This is a genomic window from Streptomyces sp. JJ66 (genome assembly GCF_019303495.1).
Classification (GTDB): domain Bacteria; phylum Actinomycetota; class Actinomycetes; order Streptomycetales; family Streptomycetaceae; genus Streptomyces.
On the sequence record NZ_JAEVFI010000006.1, the window covers coordinates 104,942 to 124,290 of the forward strand.

The 19,349-nt window shown below is 71.2% G+C and carries 26 protein-coding genes and 1 tRNA gene; 8 read left to right on the forward strand and 19 right to left on the reverse strand.

What is annotated here, in order from left to right; all coding sequences use genetic code 11:
• Nucleotides 1–92: 92 nt before the first annotated feature.
• The 11 genes from JJV70_RS06580 to JJV70_RS06630 all read right to left on the reverse strand — a co-directional run bounded on the left by JJV70_RS06580 (nucleotide 93) and on the right by JJV70_RS06630 (nucleotide 6,330).
• Nucleotides 93–2,207, reverse strand: a complete 2,115-nt coding sequence (locus tag JJV70_RS06580; RefSeq protein ID WP_219046777.1) for an ATP-binding protein — start codon at nucleotides 2,205–2,207, stop codon at nucleotides 93–95.
• Nucleotides 2,208–2,300: 93 nt separating this feature from the next.
• Complete coding sequence (locus JJV70_RS06585; protein ID WP_219046778.1) at nucleotides 2,301–2,465, reverse strand: DUF6257 family protein; 165 nt, start codon at nucleotides 2,463–2,465, stop codon at nucleotides 2,301–2,303.
• A gap of 90 nt (nucleotides 2,466–2,555) precedes the next feature.
• Nucleotides 2,556–2,723 carry a hypothetical protein gene (locus JJV70_RS06590; protein ID WP_257573537.1) on the reverse strand — a complete coding sequence of 56 codons (168 nt, stop codon included), beginning with the start codon at nucleotides 2,721–2,723 and terminating at the stop codon, nucleotides 2,556–2,558.
• 38 nt (nucleotides 2,724–2,761) lie between these two features.
• Nucleotides 2,762–3,139: a DUF6251 family protein gene (locus tag JJV70_RS06595; protein WP_219046779.1), complete on the reverse strand. Its 378-nt coding sequence runs from the start codon at nucleotides 3,137–3,139 to the stop codon at nucleotides 2,762–2,764.
• A 32-nt stretch (nucleotides 3,140–3,171) separates the two neighbouring features.
• Nucleotides 3,172–3,378: a hypothetical protein gene (locus tag JJV70_RS06600; protein ID WP_219046780.1), complete on the reverse strand. Its 207-nt coding sequence runs from the start codon at nucleotides 3,376–3,378 to the stop codon at nucleotides 3,172–3,174.
• Nucleotides 3,379–3,393: 15 nt separating this feature from the next.
• Nucleotides 3,394–3,780, reverse strand: coding sequence for an RRQRL motif-containing zinc-binding protein (locus tag JJV70_RS06605; RefSeq protein ID WP_219046781.1), 387 nt, complete (start codon nucleotides 3,778–3,780; stop codon nucleotides 3,394–3,396).
• The gene (locus tag JJV70_RS06610; RefSeq protein ID WP_219046782.1) at nucleotides 3,777–4,643 is read right to left on the reverse strand and encodes a protein spdB; all 867 of its coding nucleotides are present in this window, start codon (nucleotides 4,641–4,643) and stop codon (nucleotides 3,777–3,779) included. The genes JJV70_RS06605 and JJV70_RS06610 overlap by 4 nt, the downstream gene beginning before the upstream one ends.
• Nucleotides 4,640–5,284: a GGDEF domain-containing protein gene (locus JJV70_RS06615; RefSeq protein WP_219046783.1), complete on the reverse strand. Its 645-nt coding sequence runs from the start codon at nucleotides 5,282–5,284 to the stop codon at nucleotides 4,640–4,642. Before JJV70_RS06615 ends, JJV70_RS06610 begins: the two co-directional genes overlap by 4 nt.
• Complete coding sequence (locus JJV70_RS06620; protein ID WP_219046784.1) at nucleotides 5,281–5,649, reverse strand: hypothetical protein; 369 nt, start codon at nucleotides 5,647–5,649, stop codon at nucleotides 5,281–5,283. The genes JJV70_RS06615 and JJV70_RS06620 overlap by 4 nt, the downstream gene beginning before the upstream one ends.
• Nucleotides 5,636–6,076, reverse strand: coding sequence for a Pycsar system effector family protein (locus JJV70_RS06625; protein ID WP_257573501.1), 441 nt, complete (start codon nucleotides 6,074–6,076; stop codon nucleotides 5,636–5,638). The genes JJV70_RS06620 and JJV70_RS06625 overlap by 14 nt, the downstream gene beginning before the upstream one ends.
• Nucleotides 6,073–6,330: a DUF6284 family protein gene (locus JJV70_RS06630; protein ID WP_219046785.1), complete on the reverse strand. Its 258-nt coding sequence runs from the start codon at nucleotides 6,328–6,330 to the stop codon at nucleotides 6,073–6,075. Before JJV70_RS06630 ends, JJV70_RS06625 begins: the two co-directional genes overlap by 4 nt.
• A 469-nt stretch (nucleotides 6,331–6,799) precedes the next feature.
• On the opposite strand from JJV70_RS06630, the gene JJV70_RS06635 reads away from it, so the two are divergent.
• The 4 genes from JJV70_RS06635 to JJV70_RS06650 all read left to right on the forward strand — a co-directional run bounded on the left by JJV70_RS06635 (nucleotide 6,800) and on the right by JJV70_RS06650 (nucleotide 10,449).
• Nucleotides 6,800–7,570, forward strand: coding sequence for a GntR family transcriptional regulator (locus JJV70_RS06635; RefSeq protein ID WP_219046786.1), 771 nt, complete (start codon nucleotides 6,800–6,802; stop codon nucleotides 7,568–7,570).
• A complete protein-coding gene (locus tag JJV70_RS06640; RefSeq protein WP_219046787.1) occupies nucleotides 7,567–8,142 on the forward strand; it encodes a GNAT family N-acetyltransferase in 576 nt (191 codons plus the stop codon). Before JJV70_RS06635 ends, JJV70_RS06640 begins: the two co-directional genes overlap by 4 nt.
• Before the next feature lie 490 nt (nucleotides 8,143–8,632).
• Nucleotides 8,633–8,767, forward strand: a complete 135-nt coding sequence (locus JJV70_RS06645; RefSeq protein WP_219046788.1) for a DLW-39 family protein — start codon at nucleotides 8,633–8,635, stop codon at nucleotides 8,765–8,767.
• A 194-nt stretch (nucleotides 8,768–8,961) separates the two neighbouring features.
• A complete protein-coding gene (locus JJV70_RS06650) occupies nucleotides 8,962–10,449 on the forward strand; it encodes a hypothetical protein (protein ID WP_219046789.1) in 1,488 nt (495 codons plus the stop codon).
• Between the two features lie 15 nt (nucleotides 10,450–10,464).
• Here JJV70_RS06650 and JJV70_RS06655 read toward each other — a convergent pair whose 3' ends face one another.
• Both JJV70_RS06655 and JJV70_RS06660 read right to left on the reverse strand, forming a co-directional pair.
• Nucleotides 10,465–11,835, reverse strand: coding sequence for a serine/threonine-protein kinase (locus JJV70_RS06655; protein WP_219046790.1), 1,371 nt, complete (start codon nucleotides 11,833–11,835; stop codon nucleotides 10,465–10,467).
• A gap of 110 nt (nucleotides 11,836–11,945) precedes the next feature.
• Nucleotides 11,946–12,494: a DNA-binding protein gene (locus JJV70_RS06660; RefSeq protein ID WP_219046791.1), complete on the reverse strand. Its 549-nt coding sequence runs from the start codon at nucleotides 12,492–12,494 to the stop codon at nucleotides 11,946–11,948.
• Nucleotides 12,495–12,622: 128 nt separating this feature from the next.
• Between JJV70_RS06660 and JJV70_RS06665 the strand changes: the two genes are divergently transcribed.
• From JJV70_RS06665 to JJV70_RS06675, 3 genes are all read left to right on the forward strand, one after another.
• Nucleotides 12,623–12,695: transfer RNA gene (locus JJV70_RS06665), tRNA-Ala, on the forward strand.
• Nucleotides 12,696–12,922: 227 nt separating this feature from the next.
• Nucleotides 12,923–13,207: a hypothetical protein gene (locus JJV70_RS06670; protein WP_219046792.1), complete on the forward strand. Its 285-nt coding sequence runs from the start codon at nucleotides 12,923–12,925 to the stop codon at nucleotides 13,205–13,207.
• Nucleotides 13,189–13,602, forward strand: a complete 414-nt coding sequence (locus JJV70_RS06675) for a DNA-binding protein (RefSeq protein ID WP_219046793.1) — start codon at nucleotides 13,189–13,191, stop codon at nucleotides 13,600–13,602. Before JJV70_RS06670 ends, JJV70_RS06675 begins: the two co-directional genes overlap by 19 nt.
• Before the next feature lie 151 nt (nucleotides 13,603–13,753).
• Here the strand turns inward: JJV70_RS06675 and JJV70_RS06680 are convergent, their stop codons facing one another.
• The 5 genes from JJV70_RS06680 to JJV70_RS06700 all read right to left on the reverse strand — a co-directional run bounded on the left by JJV70_RS06680 (nucleotide 13,754) and on the right by JJV70_RS06700 (nucleotide 17,712).
• Nucleotides 13,754–14,533, reverse strand: a complete 780-nt coding sequence (locus tag JJV70_RS06680) for a class E sortase (RefSeq protein ID WP_219046794.1) — start codon at nucleotides 14,531–14,533, stop codon at nucleotides 13,754–13,756.
• 33 nt (nucleotides 14,534–14,566) lie between these two features.
• Nucleotides 14,567–15,919 (reverse strand): class E sortase, encoded by a 1,353-nt coding sequence (locus tag JJV70_RS06685; protein ID WP_219046795.1) that lies wholly within the window; start codon nucleotides 15,917–15,919, stop codon nucleotides 14,567–14,569.
• Complete coding sequence (locus JJV70_RS06690; protein ID WP_219046796.1) at nucleotides 15,916–16,545, reverse strand: aminodeoxychorismate/anthranilate synthase component II; 630 nt, start codon at nucleotides 16,543–16,545, stop codon at nucleotides 15,916–15,918. The genes JJV70_RS06685 and JJV70_RS06690 overlap by 4 nt, the downstream gene beginning before the upstream one ends.
• Before the next feature lie 72 nt (nucleotides 16,546–16,617).
• Nucleotides 16,618–16,779 carry a hypothetical protein gene (locus tag JJV70_RS06695; protein ID WP_219046797.1) on the reverse strand — a complete coding sequence of 54 codons (162 nt, stop codon included), beginning with the start codon at nucleotides 16,777–16,779 and terminating at the stop codon, nucleotides 16,618–16,620.
• Nucleotides 16,780–16,932: 153 nt separating this feature from the next.
• On the reverse strand, nucleotides 16,933–17,712 hold the full coding sequence (locus JJV70_RS06700; RefSeq protein WP_219046798.1) for a DUF881 domain-containing protein: 780 nt from the start codon (nucleotides 17,710–17,712) through the stop codon (nucleotides 16,933–16,935).
• Between the two features lie 97 nt (nucleotides 17,713–17,809).
• On the opposite strand from JJV70_RS06700, the gene crgA reads away from it, so the two are divergent.
• Nucleotides 17,810–18,070, forward strand: a complete 261-nt coding sequence (gene crgA / locus JJV70_RS06705; protein ID WP_219046799.1) for a cell division protein CrgA — start codon at nucleotides 17,810–17,812, stop codon at nucleotides 18,068–18,070.
• Between the two features lie 307 nt (nucleotides 18,071–18,377).
• Here the strand turns inward: crgA and JJV70_RS06710 are convergent, their stop codons facing one another.
• Nucleotides 18,378–19,271 (reverse strand): rhomboid family intramembrane serine protease, encoded by an 894-nt coding sequence (locus JJV70_RS06710; RefSeq protein WP_219046800.1) that lies wholly within the window; start codon nucleotides 19,269–19,271, stop codon nucleotides 18,378–18,380.
• Between the last annotated feature and the right edge of the window lie 78 nt (nucleotides 19,272–19,349).

A 19,349-nucleotide genomic window follows, 5' to 3' on the forward strand; every position in this document is an offset into this window, starting at 1 on the left:
TCCCTGAGGCGTTGATCTGTGCTGATCAGTGGGGTTTTGGGGGTGTGGGGAGGTGGTTGGGGAGAACTCCCCGCCTCCCCAACCGCTTCCCTTTACGCAGCGTCACCGTTTGCGGTGTCGTCGTCCCGGGCGTCGAGCGCGGCGGTGATCTTGTCGCGGCTGACGACCATGTGCCCGTTGGACTTGTAGGGGGCGGCGTCGGCGGGATCGAGGACAGCTTTGAGGGAGGCGAAGGTCCAGTCGCGGTAGCGGCGCGGGTTGGCCTGAGCCAGGCGCTGGAGGACTTCTTGGGTGCGCATGCGCGGCTCGTTGCCGAGCGCGTTGCCGATCGCGGCAAGGTCGTCCGGCTCGTCGTGCTCGTCCGCGTCGGCGGAGGTCTCGATGGTGGTGCGTAGTTGGCGGGCGCGGTCGGTGATGGCCCGGGCGTCGTCGTCGTTGATGAAGTGGGTGCGGACGTTGGTGAAGGTCTGCCCGGCGGCGAGCTGGAGTCCGTCACCGGCGACGACGAGTTGCCCCCGGTCAAGGCCCTGACGCAGTTTGTGGGGGGCGGCGCCCGCTTGTACTGGGGCCTCACCGAGCGCCATCTGGGCCTGGGATTCGGTGCCCAGGGCCAGGGAGGCGCGGATGTGGTTGCCCTCCCGGGAGCGCTTGGGCAGGTTCTCGTTGGTGGGGTCCTGGGTGCCTTCCCAGATGGTGACGTTGACCGCGCGGCCCTGGTCATGGATGCCCTTGACGGCCTGGAAGTAACGGGAGGTGGCCTTGGAGCCGCCGTAGGGGCGCTTGTCGGCCCCGATGGCGCCGCAGCCGTAGGCGACCTGTGCCTCATCCACCACGGCCACCAGCGGCGGAAACACCGTTCCGGCCGGGGCGAGTAGGCGCCGCTGCATCTCGGCGAAGATGCCTTCGACCATTTCCGTGGCCTCGGCCACGTGGTCATCGGTGGGACCCTGGATCAGCGTGTGGGCTAGACCGTCGAACATGTTCCAGTCGCCGACGCCTTTCAGGTCGGCGATACGGAACTCCACTGTGGGGTCGAGGATGAGCCACAGTGCCAGCGCCCGCAGGGAGGCGGTCTTGCCCTGGTTGGACAGGCCCGTGACCAGTAGGTGCCGCTGGTAGAGGCTGACGGCGGCCTGGTCACCGCGCAAGTCCAGCCCCCAGGGGGCGCGGCCGGACTTGTAGTCGGCGCGCAGGGTGGTGTCCAAGGCCAGGGGGGAGGCGGGGACGGGCTCGTCCAGCGCGCCGGAGTCCGCGATCCATACCCGCACCGTCCGGGCGGCGGGGGCGATGGAGATGTAGACCTCGTGCTCGTGACGGCCCAGGTTCTCTGCCAGCTTCCGGCGGCGGGTCATCACTTCTTCCGTGGTCACCCCCGAGGGGAGGGTGGCGTCCACTTCCACGCCGCACCCGGCGATACGGATCGGGCCGAGCATCGCGGCCCCCGCGTCGCCCATGTCGCGGATCGCGGTCCGCAACGCGGCAATGCCCAGATCACGCAGCGCGGTGACCACGATCGAGGGCGTGATGGGCGGCCCCTCCGCAGTGCGCTGGGTGGCCGGGAGTGCCCACTGCGGCGCGGTCTGCCGCCGCCGCCCGACCGACCACAGGCTCAGCAGCACCAGCCAGGGAGCGGCCACCCACAGCGGCCCCCACACCACGGCCAGCAACACCGTCAGCCAGTAGACCAGCGACACCACGGCCATGGCGGGAGCGATCACGTCAGCTACCTCCCCCGTGGCCAGGGCCAGCAGGGCGCCCACGGCGAGTAGCACGGCGGCGCCGGTGGCGGCTCCGGCCGCGAGGCCCTTGGCGGCGCGCTGGGGCGCGGTGAGCAGTTCCATGCGGCGCATGTGGCGGGCGGCGCGGAACCGCGCTCCGCGCTCTTCCCACTCGGCCGCCAGCTCGGTGTTGCCCGCCGCCTCGGCGGCCCGGATCATCCGCTCGTAGCGGGAGGCTGAGCGGCCTTCCCAGGCCCGGCGGGCCAGCACCCGCGCGCCACCGGCCACGTAGAGGCTGTGCCGGACCGTGAGCCGCCCGGCGGTGCGGGTGTGCTCGTGCGTGGCCGCCCAGCGCACCGCCCGCCCGCAGCGCACCCAAGCAGGCGGCGGCGCCGAGCCGCCGCCCGGAACAACGGTCAGCGGCGGGTCCGTGCCCGGCGGTGGTGGGGGCGGGTCGGGTTGGAACAGGGGGACGATGTTCTCGGTCATGATGGGGCGGTGCTCCTGTCTGCCGTCAGGGCGGGTGGGTAGGGCCGGGGACGGCCGGTTGCTTGGCGGCTTGGCGGCCGTCCCCGGGCGAAGTCAGACCGTGCCGCGCTGCCGGGCGCGGTCAAGGATGCGGTCTACCTTGCGTTGCAGATCGGTCAGGTAGACGTGATCACCAGCGATAGAGCGCTTGCACATACGCCCCACCAGCACGGCGACCTTGGCCTTCTCGGCGGGCGTGAGCTTGGGGTCATCAGCCATCAGCGAAGCCACCCTTTCCGGGCCGGGACTGTCCCAGCTCCCCACCACCCCCCAAACCGGATACGGTTCCCGGGGGGTGGCAGGCAGCTGTCAGGCGGGCCGCAGCTCGTGGCTGTGACACAGCACCGGCCCAACCAGCAGACCGACGCCGCATACGGTCCACCGCCCGCCGGTCAACGGCCCGGGCGGCACCTCATCAACGATCCGGCCCGTGCGGCCCACCGCACGCGCATCGTCCGCACAGGAGACGATCAGCACCTCGTCACCAGCAGCGAACACACCAACCACCCCCCCATTCACGACCGCTTGCGGGCACGACCGACACGGACAGCAGGCGGCGACCCTCCGGAGCCGCCCACCGAGCGCACTACGCTCACCACGCCCCAGGCCACGACGGCGGCGAGCACGGCCAGGACGGCGAGGTTCGCGGCGATGGCCGCCAGCGCCCCCACCAGCAGCGGCCCGGCGACCACGGTCGCAGCCACCGCCCCCGCACCCACCCCAGCCCCCAAAGCGAGACGGGCCAGCATGCGGTCAGGCGGGGCCTGGTGAAGATGCTGATGCACCACAGGCGGAGCGAACGAGTCGGCGTAGGCGTGGGTGCCATCAGGCAGCCGCACCACCCGCGCCACCGGCGGCCCCGGATCACGGCGCGGTTCGGGAAGGCGTTCCATACAGGACTCCTCTCTCGGGCAAGCACAGCTCGTCAGAGCTGGTCGGGGTGGAGGGCGAAGAACAGGAACACGAGATTCGGGGCGTCGTACTTCCCGGCCAGGACTTCACGCACCTGCGAAAACGTCGCCGTGTGCGTGGTCTGGCCGGGAGTGACGTCGAACGATCCGTGCTCTGTGGCGATGAGACCGTGAGCGGTTTGCACCGTGGCGATCCAGTGGTGCTTAACCATCTGCTGCATGGGCGGACTCCTTACTCAGGCCGCGAGGGCGGCGGGTTGGTCGTGGCAGCTCGGACACATGCCGAGCGAAGTGGGGATGCAGTACGGGCGCACCGTGCGGCACTGCGGACACGTCCGCCGCGCGGCCAGCGCCGCCGCCAGCGCCGCCCACTTCGCGGGCGTCATCGCCCGCACCGGCAACGCGGCGTCGATGCGGTACAGGTAGGCGGTCAGCGGCTCCCGCCCCCGGCGCCGGGGGCGCAGCACTTGGGCCACCGGGTCCTGCCCACCGGGGCGTAGTCCGGCGGCGCGGAGCTGGCGGCGGGTGGCCAGCCCCTCAGGGGCCAGCCGCCAGGGGTAAGTCGGCAGGCCGAACCGGGCGCCGGTGGGGTCGTGGCAGTCGGCGCGGGTGAGGCGGTTCATGCCGCCACCCGCTTCCACGCCGCCCGCAGGCGGACCTCGGAGGCGGAGTGTCCGGCGGCACGGAAGCGAGCGGCCATCTCGCGGTAAGAAAGCGGCGGGGTCCGGCGGTGCCGAATCTCGTCCACGAGCGCGTCCAGCTCGCCATCGTTCAAAGCCCCTCCGGCTTCCAGCGCCGACGCCTCCACCGCTTGAGTCGGCCCCCACACCGGCAACTCCCAGCGGGGTGTGACGCCGGGCGTGACGGGGGCCGTCACACAGGTCAGCGCCTTGCCGGTCTCCTCACCCGTACGAGCCGCCTCCAGGGTGGACCACGCCTGGGAGAGAGTCTTGGCCGTTTGAGCCTGGACGCGTGCGACGCGCGCCCCGGCCTGCGTCACAGCCGTAAGACGCATCTCCTCGGTTCCGGCATCAGCGCGCAGCCGGGCGCGGGCGACGGCCGCTTCATCACGGGCGTCCTGCCGGATGCTGCGGATCGCGCCCAAAGCGGCGGGGGTGAGCGCGGTACGCTCCCACAGCCCGTGCACCGCCCACAGCGCCTTGGCGGCCAGCGGCAGCCACGCCACCGCCAGCCACGCCCCCACCGACCCCTGGACAGTCAGCGCGTGAGCAGTCAGGACACCAGCGGCCAGCAGACCAAAGGCCCACCCCACGCCGGTGACGGCGCGGCTGTAGTCACCCTGAGCGGCCAGACGGCGTTCGTAGGCCAAGGTAGCCAGCCATCCCCCGTCGATACCCAGCCCCACCACAGCGGCCACCGGCCACGGCACCGCAGCGCCCAGCCACATCACCACCACAGCCAACGTGAGCACCATCGACACCGCCGTCATGGCGGCAGCCGGGAGAACCGTGGTCTTGGTGCTCATCCCGCCACCCCCCGGGTGCCCCGCCGTCCAGCCCGGCGGCCGTTGGCGGTGCGGGCGGCGAGCGCGGGGCCGTGGGCGATGCGCCAGCCGCCGCCCCCGCGCTTAGCCGCGTACATCGCCTCATCCGCCCGCCGCAACGCCAGCGACAGACCAGCGGCAGGCAGTTCGGCGGTCAGGCACGCGCCGATCGAGGCACCCAGGGTGAGGGTGTGGCCGTGGAAGGCCAGCGGCGCACACAGGTAGCTGTGCAGGTCACCCAGCAGCCACGGCAAGGCCACCGGGTCGGCCACCGGGATCACGGCGGCGAACTCATCCCCGCCCAGACGCGCGGCTACCCCCTCCGGTTTGTCTTCCAGCTCTTCGGTCAGGCCACCGGCCGCAGCGCGTAGGGCGTAGTCTCCGGCGGCGTGCCCGTGGGTGTCGTTGAGCGCCTTGAAGCCGTCCAGGTCGATGACCAGGACCACCGCCGGACCACGCCGCAGCACCCGGGCGGCAGCCCGCTCGAACAGGGCGCGGGTGGGCAGACCGGTCAGCGGATCGAGCCGGGCCGTGCGCAGCTGGCGGCGCAGCCACCACCCATGCAGCCCCCACCCGGCAAGCACGGGCGCGGCGGCGGCAGCCGCAGGGATCAGGGCGCTCATGCCGCACCCCCACCCTGCGCAGCGCACCAGGCGGCGGCCTCAGCATCCGGCAGGAGGCGGCAGGCCCGGACGGCTACTCGCGTGTTCGCCACGTAGGCAGTAGCCCTGTGGTGCTCGAAGACGACCCCAGGCTGTGATTCCTGGGTAAAGCTGTCCACGCTCGCTTCCAAACGCGCGGCCCAGGCTCGCACGGCGCCCGCGTGGGGAACGTGAACGTGCACCTCCCCGAGATACCTCAGCGAAACCCGGTCAATCGGCAGGTCGGCGTGCGCGGTAACAAGCCGCCGCGCGACCGCGCCCGTGGCCAGCGCCGCCTGTTCCTCCGCCGCGATCATCTCCAGCACCGGCGACTCAGCCGCGCTCATGCCGCACCCCCGACCACAGCCAGGACGGTGGCCACGGCCAGCAGCACACCGGCTGTGCGGNCAGCACGGTGACCGCCTCAGCCCGGCGGTCAGCGGCCATCTCCGCCCGCAGGGTGTCAGCGTCCAGGCGCGCCCAGTGCGGGAACGTCCCCGGACACCGGCCAAGCCTGGGCCGGATCACGCCCAGCAGGACACCAGCGGCCGCCAGCAGCACCGCTGCCCCCAGCGCCCCGGCCACCAGCGCCGGAACGCTGAGAGACAGACGCGGCAACGCGGTCCCGAGTCCGGCCAGCACCGCGCCGTTGAACGCGATCAACAGCGACGCCTTGGTATCGGTGCGGCCGATCTCCGCCTTCACATCCGCCCGCGCCTCAGTGAGGTTCGCGTCCGTGCGGTCCGGTGTGGGGCTGTTGAACGGGGCGTTCATGCGATCACCTCGGCAGGCTCGGCGGTCAGGCGGTTGGTCAGGTCGCGGCGGGCGTGAAGGACGCGGCGCCGGGCTCGGCGAAGTCGCCGTTCGTCCAGCTCCGTAGCGGGCCGCTCCAGCAGCGAGATGTGTACGTCCAGCAGCTCGACTTCCGCGCGGATCAGCGGCATCTCGGTCTCGATGGCGTCGAGTTCGGCGGCGGTCGGCTCCACATCCAGCGGACCGACCGCCGCCAGTGCGACGATGGGTTTCACGGGTCGTAACTCCTCTCAGGGCGGACGGCCCGAACAGCGGCCCCGGTGTTCGCCCACCGGGGCCGCACGCCGTCACACGGGATGAAGCAGGAAAAGGACTCCGGCTCCCCACCACCCCGCCCGTACGGCAACCGCGCGAACGCGGCCCGGACGGGCAGGGGAGGCAACCGGCCGCAGCCCAGTGGGCTGCGGAGGGGTTGAACGCGCGGACCTATGCCGCGCCGACCGCCTTATCGGAGGAGGCGGTGACCTCATCACGCTGTTCAGTTCTCAATCCACAAGCGCTGTCTTTCGACCCGTCTCACGGGGCCGTCCGAGCGCACGGAACCAAGCCATCGGGATTAGTCCCGCTTGGTCAACTTGTTGGTACAAGCTGACTGAGAAGACTCTGACCCACAAGAGCAGCCGGTGTCAAGCGATGGGAGCCCGCATGTACCAACAAGTTGCGCGAGTGCGTCATGATGGGGGCATGAGCAAGCAGCCGAAGTACCGGCAAGTCGCGGACGCACTACGCCGCGAGATCGACAACGGCACCTACCCGCCCGGCTCCCGACTCCCCTCGGAAAGCGAGCTGTCAGCCCGGTTCGACGCTTCCCGGAACACGGTCCGCTCCGGGCTCGGTCTGCTCGTCACGCAGGGGCTCGTGACCTCTAGCCAGGGTCTGGGCTACGAGGTGACCAAGCACGAGGTCTTCGAACTCAACGCCTCACGCTTCGAGAACCTGAGCTTCCCGCAGCTCGGTGACGCCTACAACACCGACGTGACCAACGCCGGGCGTCGGCCGCATCAGACCTTCCGCGTTGAGATCAGACCAGCCCCGGGCGAGGTAGCTCAACGCCTCAGGATCGAACCTGAGTCACGAACTGTTCTGCGGTTCTGCCACCGTTTCGTGGACGAAGTGCCCTGGTCAACGCAGGCTACGCACTACCCGGCATGGCTGGTAGATGAGGCCCCACGGCTTGCTGAGCCCGGAGACATTGCGGAGGGGACGACCCGGTACCTGGCGGCTCACGGCATCGAACAGGTGGGGTACTTCGATGAAATCTCCACTCGCATGCCCACCCCGGAGGAAGCGCGGATGCTGGAGATCGGTGCGGGCGTACCGGTTCTCCTGTGGACGCGCACCGGGTACACCTCCGACAAGCCTATCCGCTGCACGATCACTACGTTCCGGGGAGACCTGAACCGGATGAACTACGAGATCGGGGATTTGTCGGCCCGAGAGAGCGAGGACCGGTGATCGTCCGATCGGCGCAACCCGAAGACGTGGCCACGTTGCTTGCCTTCCGCGAGGAGGCGGCAGCGTGGCTGTCACAACTGGGGAGCGACCAGTGGCAGCGTCCTTACCCCGCCGACAGGCTCTTGGCGACGGTCGAGGCCGGGGCGGTCTTCATGCTGGACGACGGAGCCAAGACAGCCGCCACCATCACCGTGCACACCGAGGTGGAAAAAGGGCTGTGGACGGACCGAGAACTCAGTGAGCCATCCATGTTCGTGACCAAGCTGACCGTGACGCGCAGCTACGCGGGTCAAAACCTTGGTGGGAGGCTGCTCGATTGGGCCGGGGACCGTGCCTTCCGAGCCGGTGCCAAGTGGCTCAGGCTCGATGCGTGGACGACAAACGAAGCGCTACAGCGCTACTACACGTCGCAGGGGTTCGAGCATGTGCGCACGGTCCACGAGGGGACGGCCGTGAACGGGGGACCCCGGGTCTCTGGATGGTTGGCACAGCGACGCACCGCGCTCCGTGATCACGGTTTCGTGGACGTGACGCATCCTCCGAGCCAGCTCGTTGGAGACGCACCTGAGTGACTAACTGAGCGACAACCGCCAAGATCACGGCTGGACGCGTGTGGACAATCACGGACACAGGCCCTTGGAACCAAAGGGAGAGATGCAGGGCCGCGGGCGGCCCGGCTTAGCTGATAAGGAAGAGGCCACAGGTTCAAGTCCTGTTAGCCCCACCAGCACGAACGCCCCAGACCAAGCAAGGTCCGGGGCGTTTTGCGTGTCTCTGTGCGTGACTGCCGATCTATCGGTCCGGAGCTCGTACCTATCGCAACCCACGCCCCTGGAGGGTTGAGGGTGACGTGTGCTCGCGGAGGCGCGAGCCGCATCACCCTCGTCGTATGGTGCTTGACCTCGCGGGGCGGAGCTCCGCGACTCGCACCCTCTTGCCGGCGCCCGGAGCGGGGGTATGGGCCGGGGACCGGAGGTCGCGGCGGGCGAGGAGTGTTACCCGGAGGTTGGGTATCATCGGGCCGCAGTAGGGTCTCGACGTCGTTGAAGGACGAGGTACGCCGTGAAGAAGCTCCTCCTGTTCGCGCTTGCCGCCATCGGCGGACTCCTCGTGTATCGCCAGATCCAGGCGGACCGTGCCGAGCAGGACCTGTGGACGGAGGCCACCGACTCCGTGCCCGCAGGCCCGGGTGTGTGAGTCCACCGCAACCCCCGTAGTTGACGCCGAAAGCCCTGGCCGCCGTGGCCGGGGCTTTCGGCGTGTCCCGGAGTGGTGACGGTCAGGTGGACGACGGGGACGCGGTGGGCGGGGTCAGGGCAGGATGGAGCCCGCCCCGGTCGCCGCGCCGGGGCGGCAGACCAGCACGACGGACACGAGGGGGTGGCGACGCGATGGCGAAGCGGCGCACGATGAGGACGGGGGCGGGGGCCGCCGTCGCTGTGGTGGCGCTCAGCGCGGCGATGGCCGTGCCGCCGGGCGCGGCGCTGGCGGCGGAGGTGCCGCGGTACGCGGTGGCCGACGACGCCGAGCCGGTGCGCGGCACCGAGAGCAGCGCTGAGGGCCCGGCGCTGGAACCGGGGCTCTACACCGACCGCATCGGTCCCGGTGAGACCAGGTTCTACAGCGTCACGCTGGACGACTCCTCGACGGTGTACCTCAGCGCGACGGCCGCGCCCAAACCCGGTGCGGAGGTGGCCTCCTACGGCGAGGAGCTGACCCTGCGACTGGAGACCACGGACGGCCAGGAGTGCGACACCGGGGGCAGCGCGGGGTTCCACAACAACGGTTCGGCGTATCCCGTCAGCAGCTACGCGGGGCGGCGTGTGGGCGGAGGGATCGACGTCTGCCAGGAGGCCGGGCCTTACCTGTTCTCGGTCAGCCGCACGAGCCCGGAGACCTCCGACCAGGCCGACTGGCCGGTGGAGATCGGCTACTTCGCCGAGCCCGGCCTGACGGGCAGCGTGCCCGGCCCGCCGCCCGCGCCGGACGACGAGGAGGAGGCGCCGACGCCGCCGTCCGGTCCGGCGGAACAGGCCCGGGGCGGCACGAGCTTCAACGACGCCGGTGCCATCGGCACGGGGGTGTGGAAGGACCGGCTGCACGCCGGGGAGTCCCGCTTCTACCGGGTGCCGGTGGACTGGGGCCAGCGGCTGTCCGCGCGGCTGGAGCTGCCCAACACCGCGCTCGCTGAGGACGCCTCGACCGGCTACCTGTCCGACGGGTTCGGGCTCCAGGTCTACAACCCGGTGCGGGGGCAGCTCCACGATGAGGGGTTCGCGTCGTACCGGGGCAAGCAAACCGCCACGGAACTGCTGACCGCGCCCGTGGACTACGGCCGCCGGTTCGCCGACGAGGGACGCGGGTCCAGCATGGCGGGCTGGTGGTACGTGCAGGTGACACTGCACCAGGACCTGGCGGCCTTCTTCCCCGATGGCGCCCCGGTCACCCTGCGCACGGTCGTGGCGGGTGAGGCGAAGGAGCCGCCCGCGTACGACGGGGACGCCGTGGCCGCGGGCTTCGGCGTCACCGACGAGGACCGGGAGGCCGCCGCGGAGGGGCTGACGGCGGCCGAGGTGGCCGACCGCGCGGCCAAGCGGCGCATCGGGGTGATGGGTGTCGGCACCGGCACGGTGCTCGTCGCGGGGCTGGCGGTGTGGTGGCTCCTCGCCCGCCGCCGCGCCGTGCCCGCCCCAGCCGGGCCGGGCACGCTGACGGCACCCATGGAGCCGGGAGGTTACGGCTACCCGCAGCAGGGTGCGGGCCTGCCCGGGCCGACGCCGCCGGGCCAGGAGCGGGGAGATGGGTTCGGGCCGTCCCCCTCGGCGTTCGGCCCGGCGCCGGGCGGCTGGCCGCCCGAGGGGAACCGGCCGCAGCGGTGAGCCGGGACGGCCGGATCAGCTCTGGGTGAGTCCCCACACGCCCACGGCGAAGCACAGCAGCGCGAGCACGAGCACCGGTACGGCCACCTTCACCGGCGGCCCCGGCCGCGAACGCGCCCTCATCGGGCCGCCGGAGGCCGCGTCGCCGGGCGCTGAGCCACCGGGCACGGGTGCCGTGCCCGGGCCGCCCGGCGTGTCCGGGGCCGGGGCCGTGACCGGGAGCGCTCCCGGGCGGGAGGTCTGCGTGGGCTGGAGCGGTGTCGGCGTCGCACCGGGCGCGCCGTGACCCGACTCGTGGCCCGGTCCTGTGCCCAGGGGCGGTGACGGCTGGGTGGGCGGGGCCAGGTGAAAGCTGCCGGTCCCGGACGGACCGGACGGCGCGGACGACAGCCCGGGGGCAGTCGGCGCGGAGGGCAGCCCCCAGGCAGTCGCCGCCGTCGGCGGGCCCGCGGCGTCGGCGCTGGGGGCGGGGGCCGCGCCGGCCGGTTCGGGGCCGTCGGGGCCGTATCCGGGGGGCAGTGGTCCGATGTGGTCGAAGACCTCCAGCCCGTCCGCGGGCCGCTGCCCGCCGCCCGGCCGCACGGTGGCGTCCTCGTCGAGCAGTTCCAGCGCCGCGCCCAGCGCCTTACGGACACCCGTGGCGGTGCGGAACCGCGCCTGCGGGTCTGGTTGCAGCAGCCCGGCCAGCACCTGCCACAGTGGCTCCGGGACGCCCTCGGGCGCGTCGGGCACGCCGTGCTCGTAGGACAGCATCAGGGCCTGCGCGTCCGGCTGCTCGCCCCGCAGCAGAAACAGGGCGAGCAGCCCGACGGCGTACAGGTCAGCCGGGAAGTCCGGTTCGGCGCCCAGCAGTTGCTCGGGGGCGAAGTAGCCGGGCGTGCCGACGACGTACGCCGTCTCCGTCAGCCGCGGCTCACCCTTGCGCATGGCGATGCCGAAGTCGGACAGCCGCAGGTGCGGCCGCCCGGTGCCCGTCGCCTCCAGCAGGACGTTGGCGGGCTTGATGTCCCGGTGGACGACGTCTTCGGCGTGCACGGCGGTCAGCCCGGCCAGCAGCTGGTCCAGCAGCACACACACCAGGCGCGGCGGCAGCGGACCGTGGTCGCCGACGAGGTGCGCGAGCGAGCCGCCGCGCAGCAGGTCCATGGTGAACAGGACCTTGTCGTCGTCGGCGGCCCAGCTGGTGGGCGCGAGCACGTGCGGGTGGTCGATGCGCAGCGCCTGCTCGCGCACGAAGCGCAACAGGGCGTGGGCGTCACGCTGCTGGAGCACCTTCGCCGCCACATAACGCTTCCTGCGGTGGTCCCAGGCTCGCCAGACCGCGCCGACGCCGCCCCGCCCCACCGGGTCCACCAGCTCGTACCGTCCCGCGAAGATCTCACCCATCGCGCTGTGCCGCCCTTTCCCGCTCGTGCCGCTCGCCCCGGTTCGTGCCGCTCGCCCTCCCCCGTGCCGCGCCTGCTCAGCACCACGGTGCCGGCTGGAGGCGGAAGGGTTCAGCCCTGGTGGGTCTCGTAGTGCTTCACCGCGTCCGCGGTCTTGCCCGCCCCGTACACCCGCAGGAACTCGGCCAGCTCCGGGTGGTCGGAGGCCAGCGTCTGCGAGGCGTGCAGAATGTCCTGGGCGTCGCAGATGGCACGCAGCAGCGACTGGATCTCGCGCACCGCCCGCTTGACCGTCGTCTGCTGGCCCGACGCACCGGCCGGTATCCCGCCGCCCAGCACGCTCTGACCGGCGGAGCGGCGGATCTCCTCCATGCGCCGGGTCGCGTCGGCCGCGCTCAGGTGCCCCCCGGAGACCTCACCGGCCAGCTCCTGCAACGCTTGCACCCGCTGGACCACGGCCGGGTTGCCGATCTTGGCCCGCTGCCCGCTCATCAGCTGCGACAGCATGGGCGCCGACAGCCCGAGCACGGTGGCCAGGCGCGCCTGGTTCAGGCCCAGGTCGTCGATCAGGCGCCGGAAGAGCGTGCCCAGCGGCTCGCCGTACCACGCGCTCTGCAGCTCCCGTGCCTTGGCCGTCGGGTCCTGCTGTGCTGCGTCCATGAGTCTCCCCTGCTTCTCCCCTGTCCGCTTCGCGCCAGCGAACTTGCGGTGCATCCTACGGAGCCGTCCGGCCGGGGGCGATACCCGGTCGGATACGGGAGGCCGGAGCGGGTACTCTTGTGCGCGACGGGGCCTTAGCTCAGTTGGTAGAGCGCTGTCTTTGCATGGCAGATGTCAGGGGTTCGACTCCCCTAGGCTCCACATGTGCATAGCCCCTCTGATCTGCGGAAAAGCGGTTCGGAGGGGCTTTTTGTGTGCTGACGTGTCAGCACGGGGGGTGCTGACGGCATTGCTGGGCGGCCCGATTTCTCGGGGTTTACAGGGGGCGTGCCCCCCGTCGTTCCCCTAGAACTCTGGGGTGGCCGGAGGGGCGGGTGGTTGGTCTCTTCGGGCTTGCTGGTTTCCTACTTGATTGACACACTGGGGGCATGTCCGAGACGAGGCACAACATCGGGGAGGGGCCGGCGACGCGGGTGAGCCTCTCCCTGCCCGAAGGGACCGCGGAGGCCATCCGTGCCCGGGTCGGGAAACGGGAGTTCTCCGCGTTCATCGCTGCGGCTGTCGAACGGGAACTGCGTGGGCACGTGCTTGATGAGTACCTGGCGGACTATGAGAGCCGTAAGGGTCCGGTCTCTGAGCAAGCGAGGCAGCGGGCGCGGCAGGTGTTCGACGAGGTGCTCGCCGAGGAAGACCAGTGGCCCGCCGCAAGCTGAGTCATGAGGGAACGCTGGTCTTGGACAGTGAGGGGTTCTCCAAGCTGCTGGGCGATGACGAGACGGTGGTGGCCCTGGTCGCGGAGGCGCGTTCCCGAGGCATGGAGGTGGTGATCTGTGCGCTCACCATCATCGAGGCCGTTCACGCGCGTACGCACAAGGCCCGACTGAACTGGGTCCTGTCCGGTCTGCGCGCCGTTGCGGTGGGAGACGAAGAGGCGAAGGCGGCCTCAGCGCTGTTGATGGAGGCTGGGCTGCACGGTCACAAGTACGCCATCGACGCGGCAGTGGCCGAAACTGCCCTGCGGCAGCAGCGCCCCGTGATCATGCTGACGTCTGACGTTGATGACATGGCCAAGCTCTGCGGCGACCGGGTCCGGTTCGTGCCGGTGTGAGGTTGTTCGATCGAGCGCAGGAACAAGAACGCCTCCGACTCGGATATCACAGCGGCCGGAGGGTTCGCGGCACCCGCACGGTGGGGGTCCAGCGCCAGTACACCGGAACGGCCGGCAGGATCGATAACTCCCAGGTCGCGGTCTATCTCGTCTACGCCGGGCGGAGTTCCTTCGGTGGGGTGCGGTTGGCGTCCACGGGGACCTCGCGCTCCAGCTCACCCCACACGATGTAGCGGTAGGTGGAGGTGAAGACCGGGGTGCAGGTGGTCAGGGTGATGTAGCGGCCCGCCTCGTCCGCGCCGGACTCCTCGGGGACGTCGGCCAGGACCTCCACGTTGTACTTCGAGGTCTCCGGGAGGATCGCGTACACCGTGTACACGTACCAGGTGTCCTTGGACTCGAAGACGATCGGGTCGCCCTGCTCGATGTCGTGGATGTTGTGGAACTTGGCGCCGTGTCCGTCCCGGTGGGCGGCCAGGGAGAAGTTGCCCTCCTCGTCCCAGGGCATCGCGGCCTTGACGGGCTTCTGGTAGAAGCCCGCGATGCCCTGGTTGAGCTCCTCGGGATCGGTGCCCGGCATCACCAGGATGTCGTCGTCGCTCATCGTGGGCACGTGCAGGAAGCCGATGCCGTTCCTGACGTCGAGTTCGCCGGGGCCGGTGTTCTCCTCCGGGGAACCGCCGTTGTCGTCGGCTGCCCAGTGGTCGCGCAGGTCGTTGCTCTCCCGCTGCGCGGAACGGTCGGCCAGGACGTTCGTCCACCACAGGGAGTAGGCGACGAACAGGGCCATCACCAGCCCCGCCGTGATGAGGAGTTCGCCAAGGACGCTGACCGTGGCGGCGAGCCGCCCCCGGGTCCGCCTCGCCGGGCTGGTCCCGGACCGCTGCGGGCGCTCCCCGGTCTCAGCCTCGTCCCGCTCGGTCACTGCCACCTGATCCACCGTTCGCTGTCCGTCAGAACCCGGCTACCCGACGAGGGCGTCCGGCTTGCCCTCACCCCGGGGCCGTTCCTCGACCATTTTGCCCCAGACGATGAGACGGTACGTGGAGGTGAACTCCGGGGTGCAGGTGGTCAGGGTGAGGTACCGGCCCGGCTCGGTGAACCCCGACTGCTGCGGTACGGGAGCGATCACGTCCACGTTCGACGGCGACGTGGACGGCAGCAGGCTCGTCATCTCGTACACGTAGTAGGTGTCGCGCGTCTCGACCACGATCGGGTCACCAGGCTCCAGCTGGTTGATGTAGCGGAACGGTTCGCCGTGGGTGTTGCGGTGCCCGGCCACCGCGAAGTTGCCCTCCTCGTCCCAGGGCATCGCCGTCTTCAGGCCGGACGCCTCGTCGTAGTGGCCCGCCAGGCCGCGGTCGAGCACGGTGTCCTTGTCGATGCCCTCGGCCACCGGCACCACGACATCGAGCTTCGGTATGTACAGCTTGGCGAAGCCCTCGCCCGGGTCGAAGGAGCCGGGTTCGCGGGCCCCGGACTCCTGCGACTCCCACTTCTCCTCCAGCGCGTTCGCCTCCCGTCCGGCCGCGAGCGCGGCCTGCACGTTCGTCCACCACAGCTGGTAGGCGACGAACAGCAGCAGGACGATGCCGAAGGTGATGAACAGCTCCCCGACGCCGCGACTGGCGATGACGGCGGCGCTCTCCTTGCGGGCGCGGGCCGCCTGGGCCGCCGCCCGGCGGCGGGCGGCACGGCCCTCGCCGGGCGGGGACGGGGTGGTCTCGCGACGCCGCTCGACCTGGCGCAGGGCGACGGTCTCGGGGTCCGGTTCGGCGTCGCTCACCGGGGCGTCGTCCGGGAGGAGGCGGGAGTCGGGAGCGGGACGGGGGGCGGGGCCGGGGTTCGGGTCGGCGGCTGCGGACTCGGGGCCGCGCTCGCGGTCGGGGCCGGGGCCGCGCGACGCCGGGCCGGGTGGCGGTACGGGTTCGGCGGCCGGGTCCGGAGCGGGCGTCGCCGTGGGCTCGGGCGCAGGGGTGACCGGTATCGGACGGGTGGCCGTGACGTTCCGCATGGCGGGGCCGGAGGCACGCGGCTGCGGTACGGAGCTGCCGCGCGGGCGGAACCACGGCGAGCCCTGCCCACCCCGTGGCTCGTCGCCGGGCGGCGCCACGCGGTCGGGCGCCGCGTGCGCCGGTTGCTCCCCCGCTGTCTGACCCTGCGACGCCTGAACGCCGGGCGCCGGGCGCTGCGGGGCGGGTGGGGGCGGCCGGTGGCTCTCGCGGCCCGGCAGCGGGTCGGTGAGCGGGTCGTCGAGGCGGCCGACGGCTGCCGAGAGCGCCTCCGGGTCGGGGTACGAGTCCCGGGAGGCGGTCAACTCCCTACCACCGGGGCCAGTCCCCGCGAGCGCGCGACGGCGTCGGCGTCACCGCACTCGACAAGCCAGTTGGCCAGCATCTGGTGGCCCCACTCGGTGAGTACCGACTCCGGGTGGAACTGCACCCCCTCCACCGGCAGCGAGCGGTGCCGCAGGCCCATGATGACGCCGGACTCGGTGCGGGCGGTGACGTCGAACACCCCGGGCACCGACGCCGGCTCTGCGGCCAGCGAGTGGTACCGGGTGGCGGTGAACGGCGAGGGCAGGCCCGCGAAGACGCCGCGACCCTCGTGGACCACGGCCGAGGTCTTGCCGTGCAGCAGTTCCGGCGCCCGCCCGACGACGCCACCGTAGGCCACGGCCATGGACTGCAGGCCCAGGCACACCCCGAAGACGGGCACCCCGGTGTCCGCGCAGTGCCGGACCATCTCGACGCACACCCCGGCCTGCTCCGGCGTCCCGGGGCCCGGGGAGAGCAGCACGCCGGCGAAGCCGTCCTGCGCGTGCGCGGTGCTCACCTCGTCGTTGCGCAGCACCTCACACTCCGCGCCCAGCTGGTAGAGGTACTGGACGAGGTTGAAGACGAAGCTGTCGTAGTTATCGACCACGAGAATGCGTGCGCTCATCGGTCGCCCAAGCCCTTCCCAAGCCCTTGTTGTCCGGTGATGTGCGGGGTGTTTCCGGTGCGGTGCTGGCGGTCAGTTCTGGTCCACGGTCACGTCACCGAACGGCAGCAGCGGCTCGGCCCACGGGAAGACGTACTGGAACAGCACGAACACCGTCGCGAGGACCAGCACCAGGGAGATGAGCGCGCGCACCAGCGTGTTGCCCGGCAGGTGCCGCCAGATCCAGCCGTACATCCCCAGGTGCCGTCCCTTCGCCTTGCTCGTTGCCGTCCCCGTCCGCGTCCCCGTGGCTTCCCGCCGTCGTTCCCGGCGCCCCCGGCGCGCGTCGAAGGACCCCCGTGCGCTCGTGCCTGCTCAAGAGTACGCGGCGGGCGCGGGGGCATGGGGTCAGTCCAGCGGCTCGGCGTACTGGAGGTCCACGGGGCCCGCGTAGCCGGGCAACGTCGTCTCCCGGTGCTCCTCGACCTCCCAGCCGAGCCCGTAGGCATCGACGTAGTCCTTGTACGTCTGGATCGTGGGGGACGCGTCGAGCGCCTGGCGCAGTTCCCCGGGGTCGCCGACGGCGGTGACCGTGTACGGCGGCGAGTACAGGCGTCCCTGCAGGATGAGGGTGTTGCCGACGCAGCGGACGGCGCTGGTGGAGATCAGCCGCTGGTCCATCACCTGGATGCCTTCGGCGCCGCCCGCCCACAGGGTGTTGACGACGGCCTGTAGGTCTTGCTGGTGGATCACCAGGTCGTCCGGTTCCGGCTCGGGCCAGCCGGGGAGGCGGGCGCTGGCGTCCGGCGGGGCGTCGGTCAGGGTGACGGTGAGCCCGGCGCCGGCGGTCTTCTCGGTCTCCGCGGCCTTCTCCAGCCGCTCGAGGCGCTCGCGCTCGGCGGGGCTGCGGCCGGTGTCGGCGTCGGCGAGGGCATCGACCTCCTCGCGCAGCTCGGCGGTGGCGGCCTCCAGCCGTCCGTTCTCCTGGCTGCGCTCGGCGATGAGGTCGGGCAGCCGCCGCATGGGGTCGTCGCTGCGCAGGTCGATGCCCTGGGAGGTGTCGAAACTCACCCAGAAGATCAGCCCGGCCAGGGCGAAGATCCCCGCGCTCACCAGCCGCAGCGGACGGACGCGGAGCCCGCGCCGTGGGGGCTGGGAAGCCGGGGGAGGTGTCGGGGAAGAGGTCACCGTACCCTTGTCTCCTTCCACCACCTGGAACCACTACGCTAACGGACCACAGCAGCATCCGTTCAGCGCGGCCAGCGCATCGACAGGAGACCCTCTCGTGCCGAAGTCCCGGATTCGCAAGAAGAAGGACGGTTACACCCCGCCTGAGGCGCAGAAGTCGGGCAAGATCGACCTGCGCGCGGGCCGTAGCTGGGTCGCGCCGCTGATGCTGGCCATGTTCGCCATCGGCCTGGTGTGGATCGTCCTGTACTACCTGACCCGGGGCTCGCTGCCGCTTGAGGCGCTGGGTGACTGGAACATCGTCGTGGGCTTCGGCTTCATCGCCGTGGGGTTCGTCGTCTCCACGCAGTGGAAGTAGCGCCTGCCCCGTGACCGGGGTGCGAGTTATCCACAGGCTGTCCACAGGGCTGGGAAAAGTTCAGACGATCTGTGGATAACGCCCATGGGGTTGACGCCGGTCTGCCCATCGGGACATGCGCTTCTTTCCGCACCCGGCCAGCGAAAACGGACCCGTGTGCGAGCCCCGTCCGCTGGGCGCGGCATGCACAAGATCCGCTACCGCCTGTGGATAACTTCCGGCAACCACTGGCCGCGCTGCCCCGCGCCCGGGTGGCCGGACGCAGGACGCGCCTGCCGCCCCGCGCGTCTCCGACCCGCCGGGCGCCCTACAGCAGGACCGCTGTGCGCACGACGCAGGCGACGACGAGGGCCGCGACGATGAGCGCCGCCGTGCCCCACTGCACCAGGCCACGGCCCTGGCGCGGTGCGTGCACCAGCGCGAAGGCGAAGGCGCCGCCGGTGAACAAGCCGCCCAGGTGCGCCTGCCAGGCGATGTTGAACCCGGGCAGGAACGTGATCACCAGATTGATGGCCAGCAGGACGATGATCGGACGCATGTCGGAGCGCATGCGGCGCATCAGCACCGCCGTCGCGCCGAAGAGTCCGAAGATCGCACCGGAGGCGCCCAGCGACAGCTGGTTCGGCGCCATCAGCAGGTACGTCAGCACGCTGCCACCCAGCGCGGACAGCAGGTACAGCACGGTGAACCGCAGCCGCCCGAGCGCCGCCTCCAGCGGGGGCCCGAGGAACCACAGCGCCATCATGTTCAGGCCGATGTGCCAGAACTGCTCGTGCAGGAACGTCGAGGTCAGCACCCGGTACCACTCGCCGTCGGCGACGCCGATCACCTCGAAGACGCCGCCGTCGCCGCTGAACGCGTACGCGATCATGCCGAGCCGGGTGACCAGCTCGCCGCCCGTGGCCAGCACCGCGAGGAACACCGCGACGTTCAGGCCCAGCAGGATCTTGGTGACCAGCTTGGTGTCCGCCACGATCGCCCCGCCCGCGAGGGTACGCGGACGGGTCGCGCCGCCCCCGCCCGCCGGGCCGGAGCCGCGCACGCACTGGGGGCACTGGTAGCCGACGGAGGCCGGAATCATGCACTCCGGGCAGATCGGGCGCTCGCAGCGGGTACACCGGATGCCCGTCTCGCGCTCCGGATGCCGGTAGCAGCCGGGCAGCGTCTGCCGCTGACCGGACCCGCCCTGCTGGTGCTCCATCGCTTCCCTTCCGCCGCGCGCGTCAAGAACCCGCCCCACCTGTTCCTACGGACAGGTGGGGCGGACCGTTCCCGTGCG

Bases quoted from the DNA above. Each gene is read 5' to 3' on its own strand.
- JJV70_RS06695 (WP_219046797.1), bottom strand. From the start codon at position 16,779: ATGTACGGCTGGATCTGGCGGCACCTGCCGGGCAACACGCTGGTGCGC.
- JJV70_RS06620 (WP_219046784.1), bottom strand. From the start codon at position 5,649: ATGAGCGCGGCTGAGTCGCCGGTGCTGGAGATGATCGCGGCGGAGGAA.
- JJV70_RS06585 (WP_219046778.1), bottom strand. From the start codon at position 2,465: ATGGCTGATGACCCCAAGCTCACGCCCGCCGAGAAGGCCAAGGTCGCC.
- JJV70_RS06650 (WP_219046789.1), top strand. From the start codon at position 8,962: ATGGCGAAGCGGCGCACGATGAGGACGGGGGCGGGGGCCGCCGTCGCT.
- JJV70_RS06660 (WP_219046791.1), bottom strand. From the start codon at position 12,494: ATGGACGCAGCACAGCAGGACCCGACGGCCAAGGCACGGGAGCTGCAG.
- JJV70_RS06635 (WP_219046786.1), top strand. From the start codon at position 6,800: ATGAGCAAGCAGCCGAAGTACCGGCAAGTCGCGGACGCACTACGCCGC.
- JJV70_RS06605 (WP_219046781.1), bottom strand. From the start codon at position 3,780: ATGAACCGCCTCACCCGCGCCGACTGCCACGACCCCACCGGCGCCCGG.
- JJV70_RS06655 (WP_219046790.1), bottom strand. From the start codon at position 11,835: ATGGGTGAGATCTTCGCGGGACGGTACGAGCTGGTGGACCCGGTGGGG.
- JJV70_RS06615 (WP_219046783.1), bottom strand. From the start codon at position 5,284: ATGAGCGCCCTGATCCCTGCGGCTGCCGCCGCCGCGCCCGTGCTTGCC.
- JJV70_RS06710 (WP_219046800.1), bottom strand. From the start codon at position 19,271: ATGGAGCACCAGCAGGGCGGGTCCGGTCAGCGGCAGACGCTGCCCGGC.
- JJV70_RS06610 (WP_219046782.1), bottom strand. From the start codon at position 4,643: ATGAGCACCAAGACCACGGTTCTCCCGGCTGCCGCCATGACGGCGGTG.
- JJV70_RS06580 (WP_219046777.1), bottom strand. From the start codon at position 2,207: ATGACCGAGAACATCGTCCCCCTGTTCCAACCCGACCCGCCCCCACCA.
- JJV70_RS06595 (WP_219046779.1), bottom strand. From the start codon at position 3,139: ATGGAACGCCTTCCCGAACCGCGCCGTGATCCGGGGCCGCCGGTGGCG.
- JJV70_RS06690 (WP_219046796.1), bottom strand. From the start codon at position 16,545: ATGAGCGCACGCATTCTCGTGGTCGATAACTACGACAGCTTCGTCTTC.
- JJV70_RS06670 (WP_219046792.1), top strand. From the start codon at position 12,923: ATGTCCGAGACGAGGCACAACATCGGGGAGGGGCCGGCGACGCGGGTG.
- JJV70_RS06600 (WP_219046780.1), bottom strand. From the start codon at position 3,378: ATGCAGCAGATGGTTAAGCACCACTGGATCGCCACGGTGCAAACCGCT.